The sequence below is a fragment of the Saccharothrix sp. NRRL B-16348 genome (assembly GCF_001280085.1).
Lineage (GTDB): Bacteria > Actinomycetota > Actinomycetes > Mycobacteriales > Pseudonocardiaceae > Actinosynnema.
Map to the genome: position 1 here is coordinate 1 of NZ_LGED01000057.1, position 12,410 is coordinate 12,410.

Sequence of the window (12,410 nt, forward strand, 5' to 3'; positions counted from 1 at the left end):
GGTCAGTGGTGGGTGGGTCCGGGTGGTGGGCGGCTTGGCTTCGGGTGGTGGGCGGTCGGGGGTGGTTGAGGCGGGCTGCTGGTTTTCAACCGAGGTACGAGAACAGTGTTTCCGTACATTTTTGGGCGATGTTCACCCGATTGTGTTGGTGGGCGGTTTGGTCAGGAGACGGTTCGGAGGGGGACGACGAGGTAGGTGAGTTCTACACCGTCCGGGCCCGCTTGGCTCGTCAGGACGGTGGAGCGCAGGCCGTCTTGGATGCGGAGTTCCACCCGGCGGCCGCTGAAGGCGCGCAACGCATCCGCCAGGTAGCGGGCCTGGAAGGTCTTGGTCACGCGGTTGCCGTCGATGGTGGCTTTGACCGACTCCTCGGACTCTCCACTCTGCGGGTCGCTGCCGCGCACCCGCAGCTCGCCGTCGTCCACCTGGATGGTGACCGAACCGTGCGGACCGGCGTACGGGACGGCGCGTCGCACCGCGCCGGCCAGCACATCGGCCTCCACCACCACCGTGCTGTCGATGACCGCCTCCAGCAGCTTCCGCACTCGATCGTCCGGGAACGGGGCGGCCAGCAGCGCCGTGCTGACGCTCCCACCGGCCCACGACAAGGCGATGCGGTCCGCGTCGGCGTGCACCGTCACGTCCGCCGCACGGTCCGGTTGCCTGGACGCCTCGGCCAGCACCACCGCCGGCGCCAGCACGTCCAGCTCCCCTGTCGGCACCCACGGTAGCGAAGCGAACGCCATCCGATAACGGTCCGTCGCGATCAGCTCCAGCCGGCCGCCCGCGCCGTGCATCCGCACGCCCGTGAACATCGGGAGGGCGTCGTCCTTCGACGCGGCGGACGAGACCGGGGCCAGGGCGGCGGTCAGGGTGCGGGCGGGGATCACGCCCACGGCGGGCGGCAGCGGGGGGATGCCCGGGTGGGACGACAAGTCGAGCAACGGCAGGGCGAAGCGGGCCGTCGAAGTCCGGACGGCCAGGCGCGAGCCCTCGACGACCAGCCTGACCTGAGGGTCCTCCAGGCTGCGGAGGGTGTCGGCCAGCGGCCGGGCCGGGACGACCACCGCGCCGTCCGCGTGCACGGTGGCGGCACGGGTCAGGCGGACGGCGTGCTCGCGGTCGCTGCCCGCCAGCTCGACCCCGCCACCGTCGGCCCGCAGCACCAAGCCGGCCAGGACCGGGTCGTACACCCTGGTCGGCAGGAGGCGGGCGACGTCGGCGGCGGCAGTGGCCAGGTCGGCGGTGGTGGCGGTCAGGTCCATGCCGACAAGCTAGACCCGACCACCGACAATCAGCGGGCCACCAGGGCCAGTTCGTCCTGGCTCAGCGGCACGCCGGCCGCGACCGTGCGGCGGAAGATCCACACCAGCACGGCGATCACCAGGCCGGAGACCGCGGCGGCGACGAACGCCACGCCGGTGCCGTAGACCTCGACCAGCTGACCGCTCGCCGACTGGCCGATCGCCAACCCGACGGTCACCGCCGTCACCACCCAGCCGAACGCCTCGGTGGCCGTGCCGTCGGGTGCGACCTGCTCGATCGCGGCCGAGTGGGTGGTGGCCTGCGGCGTGATCAGGGTGCCGACCACGAGCAGCGCGGCGCCCAGACCGATCAACCCCGTCGGCACGGCGAGCAGCAGCGACAGCAGCGCGAACCCGCCCAGCAGCACGGGCAGCCGCAGGTGCATCGCCCGCGGGAACGGCTTCATCGAGTACAGGACGCCGAACAGCACCGAGCTGACCGACCAGAGGCTCAGCAGCAGACCGCCCACGCCGACGTGACCGGCCTGCGCCGCGGCGGCGGGCACGGCCACCTCGATGAACCCGATCGTCACGCCGAACCCCAACGCCGCCAACGCGACCGTGCGCATGCCGGGTGACGCCAGCGCGCCGAGCAGGCTGCGGCTCATGGGCGCCGGGCGGACACCGCGCACCGTCGGGTTCAACGCGAACCACAGCGCGCCGACCGCCATCGACACCGCGCCGATCACCACGCCGGTCCCCGCCCACGGCGCCGTGACCAGCAGCCCGGCCAGACCGGGGCCGAGGATGAAGAAGACCTCCATGCTGATCGCCTCGTAGGCGTACCCGGCGAGCCGCGTCGACCCGGCCGGCAGCACGTGCGACCACAGGGCGCGGGACGCGGAGCCGACCATCGGCTCGGTGATCCCGACCAGGAACGCGACGGGCACCAGCACGGCCAACGTCGCGCCGGCCTCGACCGCGCTGATCGCCAACGCCACGAACACCGCGAACAGCGCCACCGCGCCGAGCAGCGGGCGGGTCGGCCCGTGCCGGTCCATCAGCCTGCCCTGCACGATCGACCCGACCGCGACACCGACCAGCGACGACGCCGACACCAGACCCGCCGCGGCGAACGAGCCGGTCTCGCGCTGCACGTAGAGCAGCAGCGACAGGCCGACCATCGCGATGGGCAGGCGGGCGAGCAGGGACGCGACCACGGGGCCGCGCATGCCGGGGGTGGTGAGGGCAGCACGGTAGTCGGAGAGGCGGGCAGAATGGGACATGTGTACCAGTATGCACCGCACTGGTACGCCCGTACCAGTCATTGCGCGGTGTGATCCATCACCAGGTCACCGCGGGTACGCCGGATGGTCTTGAACCGTCCATCGGCTGGGAGTGGATTGCAGTTCGATTACAACAATGGGATGACCGGGTGAAACCACACGGAGAAACCGCTGAACAGAGGGTCCTTGAGGGTGAACGGGCTTGAGTTGCGGGGGAGGTGTCGTGCGATCGTGGAAGTAGCCACCGCCAAGTCACCGCCAAGCCGCTCCCGGCCTGTTTCGAGCGCGGTAGCAGCGGGTAACCAAGCCTCCTTCCGGCGCCACGAGGGTCGGGGCCTGCGGGTGCCGGAGGTGTGGAAGGCGCGGTCTGTCGGGGGATGGGCCGTGCGGCAACAAGACCGGTGCGCCGCGTCGGGGGCGGCGCCCGGTCTTGTTGTTCTTGCTCTCCAGTGCTGCTAGCGGGCGCGGCGGGCCAGGCGCTCCGGGTCCAGGATCAGCACGCTCTTGCCCTCCAGTCGCAGCCAACCGCGGTGGGCGAAGTCGGCCAGGGCCTTGTTCACCGTCTCGCGCGAGGCGCCGACGAACTGGGCGATCTCCTCCTGCGTCAGGTCGTGCGTGACCCGCAGCAGACCGGCCTCCTGGCTGCCGAAGCGCTGTGCGAGCTGCAGCAGCGCCTTGGCCACCCGGCCGGGCACGTCGGTGAAGATCAGGTCGGCCAGCATGGAGTTCGTCCGGCGCAGCCTGCGGGCCAACGCCCTCAGCAACTGCTCGGCGATCTCCGGCCGGTTGGTGATCCACTGCCGCAGCGCTGGGCGGTCCATGCTGACCGCGCGCACTTCGGTCACCGTGGTCGCGGTGGACGTGCGCGGACCGGGGTCGAAGATCGACAGCTCGCCGAACATGTCGGACGGTCCGAAGATCCCCAACAGGTTCTCCCGGCCGTCCGGCGACTTGCGGCCGATCTTCACCTTGCCGGACTGGATGATGTAGAGCCGGTCACCCGGCTCGCCTTCCGCGAAGATCACGTGGCCACGCGGGAATTCAACAGACTCCAGCGTCTGCGCCAGCGCCTCCGCTGCGGCCTGTTCAACCCCCTGGAAAATGCCCGCGCGGGCCAGGGTCTCGTCCACCTCGTCCCTCCTGTCGAGACGCGGCGGCATGGTTGAGCGCGTTCCGCCTTCTGGCGGATCAGCGCCTGCCGCCGATCACTGAGTGCAGTCTAAGGGCTGTGGTCGGGATCGCCTTTCGGCGCGCCGCCCACCACAGCCCCGGACAGCCCGATAAGGCCCGCCGGGGGGTTGACCCCGTGGGCCTCGCCGGTCCTACCCCGCTTAGCGGCGGGTGCGCCGCTGACGCAGGTTCCTGGCACGACCGCCCAGCCTGCGCAGCCGGAACAGTTCCAGCGCGCGGCCGATGCCGTGCCCGTAGAGCGCCCTGACCTCGTCCGGCCGGGCCGACTCCAGGAACTCCTCGACCTCGTCCTCCTGCACGGCGACGTGTCGCAGACGAGCTTCAACGCGCTCCATGAAGAGCGCGAAGAACATGATCACGATCGGAACGGCGATGACGAACCAGGCAGTCATGATGGCTCCGATCCTTGCGCATCCGGTTCGGCGCGCGGTCAAGGGGGGTCACTCCGGCGTGTCGGTTCGAGGTCGTTCAGCCGTTCAAAGGACGTGTGCGGGCGGCCGATGGTTGCCTGCCCCTCGATCGTCGCGCTTCGCCCGGAGCGCCGCTCGCCGGCGCGTATCCCCCGCGAGGGTGGGAAATCTCGCAGCACATCGCGGGATTCCGCGGGACCTCACCGGACCTCGCGCCCGACCGAGCCGCCGTGCGCGCGGCGGCGGCCAGTAATCTCGTCCGCATGGCGAAGAGCGCGGTGAAGCAGCCGGAGACGCGGCTGGGACTGGTCCGCCGGGCGCGTCGCATGGTGCGGGTCCTCGGCGAGGGTTACCCGGACGCGCACTGCGAGCTGGACTTCACCGAGCCGCTGGAACTCCTGGTGGCCGTCGTGCTCTCGGCGCAGACGACGGACGTGCGGGTGAACCTGGTCACGCCCGCGTTGTTCAAGCGGTACCGGACGGCCGCCGACTACGCCTCCGCCGACCGCGCCGAGCTCGAAGAGCTGATCAAGCCGACCGGGTTCTACCGCAACAAGGCGACCTCGCTGATCGGCCTCGGCTCCGCCCTGGTGGAGCGGTTCGGCGGCGAGGTGCCCGGCAGGCTGAAGGACCTGGTGACGTTGCCCGGCGTCGGCCGCAAGACCGCGAACGTGGTGCTGGGCGACGCTTTCGGTGTGCCGGGGATCACCGTCGACACGCACTTCGGCCGGCTCGTCCGACGTTGGGGCTGGACCGAGGAGGAGGACCCGGTCAAGGTCGAGCACGCGATCGGCGCGCTGGTCGAGCGCAAGGAGTGGACCTTGCTCTCGCACCGCACGATCTTCCACGGCCGCCGCGTCTGCCACGCCCGCACACCCGCGTGCGGCGCGTGCCTGCTGGCGCCCCAGTGCCCGTCCTACGGCATCGGCCAGGTCGACCCGGTCAAGGCGCAGAAGCTGGTCAAGGGCGAGGAAGCGCCGCACCTGATCGAACTCGCCGAACGCGTGCGCGCGGGGGAGAAACTGGCGTGAGCCCGGCAGCGCGGTGGGCCGCCGTCGTCCTGGTGCTGGCGGTGGCGGGCGCCGTCGCGCTGTGGCCTCGCTCACCTGATCCGGTCGACCAGAACGCGATCCCGACCCGGACCATGCCGACGACCGACCTGGACGCCGCACGTGACCAGGCCGCGCTCAGGCCGTGCCCGCGAGGTCCGGCGGACGTTCAGGGGCCGCAGGTGCTGCGCGGTCTCACGGTCACGTGCCTGGGCGACGGGCAGCCGGTCGACGTGGCGTCCACCGTCACCGGACCGGCTGTGGTGAACTTCTGGGCCACCTGGTGCGTTCCCTGTCAGGAGGAGCTCAAGGTCCTCGACGCCTACGCGCAGGAGCCCGGCGCGGTCGACGTGGTCGCGGTCCTGGTGGAGAGCAAGGAGGCTGACGGTCTGGAGCTGTTGGCGAAACTCGGCGTGCGCCTGCCGTCGGTGGCCGATCCGGCCGACGGGGTGCGCAGGGCTGCCCGCGTGCCCCGGACGTTGCCGATGAACTACGTCGTCGGCGCGGACGGCTCGCTGACCCAGGTGACCGATCCGGTGACCTTCACGTCGGTGGAGCAGGTGCGCGAGGTGGTCGGATGACGGCCCTGGTCGATCCGGACGACGTGCCCGGGTGGATGGGCGGGCTGGTCAAGGCCACCGCCGAGATCGACGCCCGCGCCTTCACCCGGATCACGCCGCCGCCCGACGGCAGCGGACGTCCCGCCGCCGTGCTCATGCTGTTCGGCGACGGTCCGAGCGGTCCCGACGTGCTGCTGCTGCGCCGTGCCGACACGCTCGGCTCGCACCCCGGGCAGGTCGCGTTCCCCGGCGGCGCGGCCGATCCGACCGACGACGGGCCGGTGGACACGGCGCTGCGCGAGGCGTTCGAGGAGACCGGCGTGCTGCGCGAGGGCGTGCGGCCGGTGGCGACGTTGCCGCGGCTGTACGTGCCGGTGTCCGGGTTCGTCGTCACACCCGTGCTGGCGCACTGGGACGAGCCGTCGCCGGTCGCACCCGTCGACCCGGGCGAGACCGCCGCCGTGGCGCGGGTGCCGATCGCGCACCTGGCCGACCCGGCGAACCGGTTCCGGGTGAGCCACCCGTCCGGGTACGTCGGTGCGGCGTTCTCCGCACCGGGCATGCTGGTGTGGGGCTTCACCGCCGGCCTGCTCAACGGCCTGCTCGCGCTGGGCGGGTGGGAACGGCCGTGGGACACCGCGGACGTGCGCGATCTCGACCTGGCCCTGCGAGCGGTGGAGGTGTCGTGAACTGGGTCGACCTGCTCGTGCTGGCGCTGGCCGCCTTCGCCGCGGTGTCCGGCGCGCGACAGGGGATGGTCGTGGCGCTGCCCGCGTTCGTCGGCGTGCTCATCGGCCTGGTGCTGGGCACGCAGCTCGCGCCGCTGGTCGTCTCCCAGTTCGACAACGTGGTGACCAAGGTCGTGTTCGCGGTCGGCATCGTGGTGCTGCTCGTGGCGTTGGGCGAGACGCTGGGCGTGTACATCGGCCGCACCATCAAGCCCAAGGTGAACTCGACCCCATTGCGCGGCGTGGACAACGCGCTGGGCGCGATCGTGCAGGGCGCGGTGGTCTTCGTGGTGGCGTGGATGATCGCGCTGCCGCTGACCATGGTCGCCGGCCTGCCGTCGTTGGCGAAGGCGCTCAACCAGTCGGTGATCCTGTCCACGGTCGACGACACCATGCCGCAGGCCGCGCGGACGTTGGCCGACGACCTGCAGAACCTGTTCGACGTGTCCGGTTTCCCGGCCGCGATGGACCCGTTCGACCGGACGCCGCTGCGGGAGGTCGGCCCGCCCGACCCGGCGCTGAGCGCGAACCCGATCGTGCGGAAGCTGGAGCCCAGCGTGCTGAAGGTGCGCGGCCGGGCGCCGTCGTGCTCGCGGGCGTTGGAGGGCACGGGTTTCGTCATCTCGCCGGAGCGGGTCATGACGAACGCGCACGTGGTCGCGGGCACCACGGACGTGACGGTGGAGGTCGGCATCGGCGAGTTCGACGCCACGGTCGTGCACTACGACGCGCAGACCGACATCGCGATCCTGGCCGTGCCGGACCTGGAGGCGACTCCGCTGCAGTTCCGCACCGACGAGATCGCGCCGGGCGAGGACGGGATCGTGCTCGGCTACCCGTTGGACGGGCCGTACACGGCGTCCGCGGCACGGGTGCGCGAGCGGATCAGGATGCTGCGCGGGCCGGACATCTACGACGCGCAGACCGTGACGCGGGACGTGTACACGGTGCGGGCGAAGGTGCGCAGCGGCAACTCCGGCGGGCCGTTGGTCGACCCGCAGGGGCGGGTGATGGGCGTGGTGTTCGGCGCGGCGGTGGACGACCAGGAGACCGGGTTCGTGCTGACGGCGGACGAGGTCGCGGAGGAAGTGGCGAAGGCGCCGACACTGGTGCGCCGGGCGTCCACGCAGACCTGCGCGTCGTGACTAGACCTTCGCCAGGAAGTCGGTGATGTGCAGGCTCGTCGTGCCCGGCGCCTCCTGGTGCGGGAAGTGGCCCACCTCCGGCAGCACGCGGTAGACGGACCGGGCGCCCGTCCACAGCGCCGAGTCGGACGCGGTGGGTTCCAGCACCACCGGGTCGAGCGCGCCGTGGAGCTGGAGGACGGGGACGTCCAACGTGCGGTCCACCGCCTCGGCGAAGCGGCGGCCGTCGCTGCGCAGCTGCGACCGCACGGCCCACCGGTAGTACTCCATGGAGCTGTGCGCGACGCCCGGCACCAGGACCGCCTCCCGGTTGCGGTGCGCCACCTCGTCGAACTCGGGCGACACCCTCCACTTCGGACCGCCCCACGCGGCGAGCATCCCGGCCACGGCCGCGCCGCGGTCCTTGGTCAGCCACCGTTCCGGGTACATCGGGAGCTGGAAGCGGAACAGGTGCGCGCTCGCCCGGCCCTGCCGGCGCGGGTGGCGGCGGATCGCGCGGCGCAGCGCCAGCGGGTGCGGCGCGGACACGGCCGTCACCGAGTAGACCAGCCGGGAGTGCATGGCGGCGACCGTCCACGCCAGCATGCCGCCCCACGCGTGGCCGACGAGGTGCGCCCGCGGTTCGCCGAGCGCCTTCACCAGGCCCGCGACGTCACCGGCGAGCGTGAAGCCGTCGTAGCCGCGCGGTGGTTTGTCGGAGTCGCCGTAGCCCCGCAGGTCGACGGCCACCGCGCGGTAGCCCGCCTCGGCGATCGAGACGAGCTGGTGCCGCCACGTCCACCAGAACTCCGGGAAACCGTGCAGCAGCAGCACGAGCGGGCCCTCGCCCAGCTCGGCGACGTGCAGGCGGATGCCGTTCGCGGACACGTCGCGGTGCGTCCACGGGCCGGGCACCCGGGCGGTCGACGGGTCCGGAGGCAGCCGCACGGCGCGGCTCAGTGGCCCTCGCCGCGGTGCCGGAGTGCCGCGACGGTGTCCTTGGCCGAGTCGATGGTCCGCTGCGGCGCGCGCAGCTTCTTCACCTTCCGGTAGCCCAGCAGCGCGAACAGCACCGAGGTGAGGAGCATCAACCCGAACACGATGAGGAACGCCGACCAGCGGGGCAGCCACACGTCCAGCAGTTCCGCGCCGAAGAAGAACAGGAAGAACGAGCTGAACAGCAGCACGGTCAGCGCGACGATGAAGTAGACGCTGCCCTTGACGCCCTTCTTGATCTCGCCGGCGACCTCGGACTTGGCGAGCTCGACCTCCGCCCTGACCAACGTGGACAGGTGGGCCGTGGCGTCGCGCACCAGCCCGCCGATGGACGTTTCCTCCGCGATCTTCGCCGCGCTCTCCGCGGTCAACGGGATCGACGGAACAGGTGGCAGTCCGCTGCCGTTGGTGTTCTCCCGAGCGCTGGTCACCGGCTCATCGTGCCATGCACGCCGGACCGAGGCCGCCCGACCGGCTGATCCGGAGCACTATTGCCCGTCCTCGTCGGCGCGCTGGTGGACCTTGCTGCGCCGGACCAGCAGGACCGCCGCGAGCAGCGACGCCGTCAACGACGCCAGCAGCACCGCCGCCTTGGCCTGTTCGGCCGCCGGACCGTCCAGCGCGAGGTCCGCGATCAACAGGCTCACGGTGAACCCGACCCCGCCGAGCATGGCCACCGCGACGATGTCCCGCGGCCCCGCGCCGCTCGGCCACCGGGCGGCCTTGAACAGCACCGCCAACGCGGACGCGCCCACGATGCCGACCACCTTGCCCACCACCAGGCCGAGCATCACGCCCAACGCCAACGGGTCGGAGAACAACGAGCCCAACGCCTCGCCGTTCACCGGCACACCGGCCGCGAACAGCGCGAACACCGGCACCGCCACGGCCGCCGACCACGGCTGCAACCGGTGCTCCAGCCGCAACGCCGGCGCCTCGCGCTCGTAGTGGTCCTTGCGCACGCGGGTCAGCAGGGCCAGCGCGACGCCCGCGATGGTGGCGTGCACGCCCGCCGCGTGCACGGCGACCCACGTGCCGACGGCGATCGGCACGTACAGCCAGGGCGTCGTCACCCGCTTGTGCTGCAGGAACGCGTACAGCGCCAGCAACGCGACCGCGGCCGCCGCCGCGACCAGGTTGAACGACGCGGTGAACAGCACCGCGATCAGGAAGATCGCGCCGAGGTCGTCCACCACGGCCAGGCTGAGCAGGAACAGCCGCAGGCCGTTCGGCAGCCCCGACGCGGTGATCGCCAGCACGCCGAGCGCGAACGCGATGTCCGTGGCCACCGGGATGGCCCACGCCCGCTCGACGCCCGGCTCACCCCAGCCGACGCCCAGCGCGATCAGCGCGGGCACGACCATGCCGCCGAGCGCGGCCACCACCGGCAGGATCGCCGACTTGAAGTCGTTCAACTCGCCGATCACGAGTTCGCGCTTGAGCTCGAGCCCGGCGACGAAGAAGAAGATCGCGAGCAGGCCGTCCTTGGCCCAGTCGCCGACGCTCAGGCTCAGGTGCAGCGACTCGGGGCCCACGTGGAAGTCGCGCAGCGCCGTGTACGAGCCGGAGATCGGGGAGTTCGCCCAGATCAGCGCCACGGCGGTGGCGGCGAGGAGGATCATGCCGCCGACGGTCTCGGTGCGCAGGTAGCGCGCGAACTCGGCGGCGGTGGGGCGAATGCGGTTCAAGATCGACTCCGGTGGTTCGGCTACGACTCATCCTCGTGCCGACCAGGCTTCCCGGCTCACCAGGAGCGACCCTAACCCAGGAAGGGGCCCGCCGACGAACGGCAGGCCCCTCCCGAGTGCTCTGTCTCAGTCCTCGGAAGCACCCGACTTCAAACCACTCGAAATCAGGTCCATCACGGACGAGTCCGCGAGCGTGGTCACGTCGCCGACCTGCCGGTTCTCCGCCACGTCGCGCAGCAGGCGGCGCATGATCTTGCCCGAGCGGGTCTTCGGCAGCTCCGGCACGACCATGATCTGCCGCGGCTTCGCGATCGGGCCGATCTCCTTGGCCACGTGGTCGCGCAGCGCCTTGATCGCCTCGGCGCCGTCCGAGCCCTCGGCCACGCCGCCGCGCAGGATCACGAACGCCACGATGCCCTGGCCCGTGGTCGGGTCGGTCGCGCCCACCACCGCCGCCTCGGCCACCGTCGGGTGCGAGACCAGCGCGGACTCGACCTCGGTCGTGGAGATGCGGTGCCCGGACACGTTCATCACGTCGTCCACCCGGCCCAGCAGCCAGATGTCGCCGTCGGCGTCGTACTTCGCGCCGTCGCCCGCGAAGTAGTAGCCCTGGTCGGCGAACCGCGACCAGTACGTGTCGCGGTAGCGCTCCTCGTCGCCCCAGATGCCGCGCAGCATGCCCGGCCACGGCTGGTCGAGCACCAGGTAGCCGCCGCCACCGTGCGGCACCTCGTTGCCCTGGTCGTCGACGACCTTCGCGCCGATGCCGGGCAGCGGGCGCTGCGCCGAACCGGGCTTGGCCGACGTCGCGCCGGGCAGCGGCGAGATCATGATCGCGCCGGTCTCGGTCTGCCACCAGGTGTCCACGACGGGCGTCTGACCCGCGCCGATGGTCTCCCGGTACCAGATCCACGCCTCGGGGTTGATCGGCTCGCCGACGCTGCCCAGCACGCGGAGGCTGGTGAGGTCGTACTTGGCGGGGATGTCCGCGCCCCACTTCATGAACGTGCGGATCAGCGTCGGCGCGGTGTAGTAGATCGACACGCCGTACTTCTGCACGATCTCCCAGTGGCGGCCCTCGTGCGGGGTGTTGGGCGTGCCCTCGTAGACGACCTGCGTGACGCGGTTGGACAGCGGGCCGTACACGATGTAACTGTGCCCGGTGACCCAGCCGATGTCGGCGGTGCACCAGTAGACATCGGTGTCCGGCTTGAGGTCGAACACGTTGTAGTGCGTGTACGACGCCTGGGTCAGGTAGCCGCCGGAGGTGTGCAGGATGCCCTTGGGGCGGCCCGTGGTGCCCGACGTGTAGAGGATGAACAGCGGGTGCTCGGAGTCGAACGCCTCCGGCGTGTGCTGGTCGGACTGGCGGTCGACCACGTCGTGCCACCAGACGTCGCGGCCCTCGGTCCAGTCGACGTCGGAGTTCGTGCGCTTGACCACCAGCACGTGCTCGACGCTCGCGGCCTTGGCCACGGCCTCGTCCACGGCGGGCTTGAGCGCCGCCGGGTTGCCGCGCCGGTACTGGCCGTCGGTGGTGATCACCAGCTTGGCCTGCGAGTCCTCGATGCGGGTGCGCAGCGCCTCGGCGGAGAAGCCGCCGAACACCACGCTGTGCATCGCGCCGAGCCGTGCGCAGGCGAGCATCGCGAAGATGGCCTCGGGGACCATCGGCATGTAGATGGCGACCCGGTCCTCCGCGCCGACACCCAGCTCGATGAGCGCGTTGGCGGCCTTGGAGACCTCGCGCTGCAGGTCGGCGTAGGTGATCGCGCGGCTGTCGCCGGGCTCGCCCTCCCAGTGGATGGCGACCTGGTCGCCGTGGCCCGACTCGACGTGCCGGTCGACGCAGTTGTAGGCGACGTTGAGCTTGCCGCCGACGAACCACTTCGCGAACGGGGCGTCGGACCAGTCGAGGACCCGGTCCCACTTGGTGGCCCAGGACAGCCGCTCGGCCTGCTTCGCCCAGAACGCCTCGCGGTCGGCGTCCGCCTCCCCGTACAGGGCGGCGGTGGCGTTCGCCTGCGCGGTGAACGCCTCGCTGGGCGGGAACGTCCTGGTCTCCGTCGACAGGTTGTCCAGGGCGACTTGCGGCTCTGTCATGGCGGGCGGACCTCCTGAATCCGTGGGGATG

General features: G+C 71.4%; 12 protein-coding genes. 4 read left to right on the top strand and 8 right to left on the bottom strand.

What is annotated here, in order from left to right:
* Positions 1–161: 161 nt before the first annotated feature.
* The 4 genes from dnaN to ADK67_RS08145 all read right to left on the bottom strand — a co-directional run bounded on the left by dnaN (position 162) and on the right by ADK67_RS08145 (position 4,113).
* Positions 162–1,265 (bottom strand): DNA polymerase III subunit beta, encoded by a 1,104-nt coding sequence (gene dnaN, locus ADK67_RS08130; protein ID WP_053715779.1) that lies wholly within the window; start codon positions 1,263–1,265, stop codon positions 162–164.
* 29 nt (positions 1,266–1,294) lie between these two features.
* Positions 1,295–2,530, bottom strand: a complete 1,236-nt coding sequence (locus tag ADK67_RS08135) for an MFS transporter (RefSeq protein ID WP_053715780.1) — start codon at positions 2,528–2,530, stop codon at positions 1,295–1,297.
* A gap of 455 nt (positions 2,531–2,985) precedes the next feature.
* On the bottom strand, positions 2,986–3,660 hold the full coding sequence (locus tag ADK67_RS08140) for a Crp/Fnr family transcriptional regulator (RefSeq protein ID WP_033441932.1): 675 nt from the start codon (positions 3,658–3,660) through the stop codon (positions 2,986–2,988).
* Positions 3,661–3,861: 201 nt separating this feature from the next.
* Positions 3,862–4,113, bottom strand: coding sequence for a hypothetical protein (locus tag ADK67_RS08145; RefSeq protein ID WP_015097743.1), 252 nt, complete (start codon positions 4,111–4,113; stop codon positions 3,862–3,864).
* A gap of 281 nt (positions 4,114–4,394) precedes the next feature.
* Here ADK67_RS08145 and nth point away from each other — a divergent pair, with 281 nt between their 5' ends.
* The 4 genes from nth to ADK67_RS08165 are packed head-to-tail and all read left to right on the top strand — an operon-like array spanning position 4,395 to position 7,613.
* Positions 4,395–5,162, top strand: a complete 768-nt coding sequence (nth, locus tag ADK67_RS08150) for an endonuclease III (protein ID WP_053715781.1) — start codon at positions 4,395–4,397, stop codon at positions 5,160–5,162.
* Positions 5,159–5,761, top strand: a complete 603-nt coding sequence (locus ADK67_RS08155) for a TlpA family protein disulfide reductase (protein WP_053715782.1) — start codon at positions 5,159–5,161, stop codon at positions 5,759–5,761. The genes nth and ADK67_RS08155 overlap by 4 nt, the downstream gene beginning before the upstream one ends.
* The gene (locus ADK67_RS08160) at positions 5,758–6,429 is read left to right on the top strand and encodes an NUDIX hydrolase (protein ID WP_053715783.1); all 672 of its coding nucleotides are present in this window, start codon (positions 5,758–5,760) and stop codon (positions 6,427–6,429) included. Before ADK67_RS08155 ends, ADK67_RS08160 begins: the two co-directional genes overlap by 4 nt.
* Positions 6,426–7,613 carry a MarP family serine protease gene (locus ADK67_RS08165; protein WP_053715784.1) on the top strand — a complete coding sequence of 396 codons (1,188 nt, stop codon included), beginning with the start codon at positions 6,426–6,428 and terminating at the stop codon, positions 7,611–7,613. Before ADK67_RS08160 ends, ADK67_RS08165 begins: the two co-directional genes overlap by 4 nt.
* Here the strand turns inward: ADK67_RS08165 and ADK67_RS08170 are convergent, their stop codons facing one another.
* From ADK67_RS08170 to acs, 4 genes are all read right to left on the bottom strand, one after another.
* A complete protein-coding gene (locus ADK67_RS08170; RefSeq protein ID WP_053715785.1) occupies positions 7,614–8,540 on the bottom strand; it encodes an alpha/beta fold hydrolase in 927 nt (308 codons plus the stop codon).
* An 8-nt stretch (positions 8,541–8,548) separates the two neighbouring features.
* Positions 8,549–9,019 (bottom strand): phage holin family protein, encoded by a 471-nt coding sequence (locus ADK67_RS08175; RefSeq protein WP_053715786.1) that lies wholly within the window; start codon positions 9,017–9,019, stop codon positions 8,549–8,551.
* 57 nt (positions 9,020–9,076) lie between these two features.
* Positions 9,077–10,276: a Na+/H+ antiporter NhaA gene (gene nhaA, locus ADK67_RS08180; RefSeq protein WP_082403306.1), complete on the bottom strand. Its 1,200-nt coding sequence runs from the start codon at positions 10,274–10,276 to the stop codon at positions 9,077–9,079.
* 126 nt (positions 10,277–10,402) lie between these two features.
* Positions 10,403–12,379: an acetate--CoA ligase gene (acs, locus tag ADK67_RS08185; RefSeq protein WP_053715788.1), complete on the bottom strand. Its 1,977-nt coding sequence runs from the start codon at positions 12,377–12,379 to the stop codon at positions 10,403–10,405.
* Positions 12,380–12,410 lie beyond the last annotated feature (31 nt).

Bases quoted from the DNA above. Each gene is read 5' to 3' on its own strand.
- acs (WP_053715788.1), bottom strand. From the start codon at position 12,379: ATGACAGAGCCGCAAGTCGCCCTGGACAACCTGTCGACGGAGACCAGG.
- dnaN (WP_053715779.1), bottom strand. From the start codon at position 1,265: ATGGACCTGACCGCCACCACCGCCGACCTGGCCACTGCCGCCGCCGAC.
- ADK67_RS08160 (WP_053715783.1), top strand. From the start codon at position 5,758: ATGACGGCCCTGGTCGATCCGGACGACGTGCCCGGGTGGATGGGCGGG.
- ADK67_RS08145 (WP_015097743.1), bottom strand. From the start codon at position 4,113: ATGACTGCCTGGTTCGTCATCGCCGTTCCGATCGTGATCATGTTCTTC.
- nth (WP_053715781.1), top strand. From the start codon at position 4,395: ATGGCGAAGAGCGCGGTGAAGCAGCCGGAGACGCGGCTGGGACTGGTC.
- ADK67_RS08135 (WP_053715780.1), bottom strand. From the start codon at position 2,530: ATGTCCCATTCTGCCCGCCTCTCCGACTACCGTGCTGCCCTCACCACC.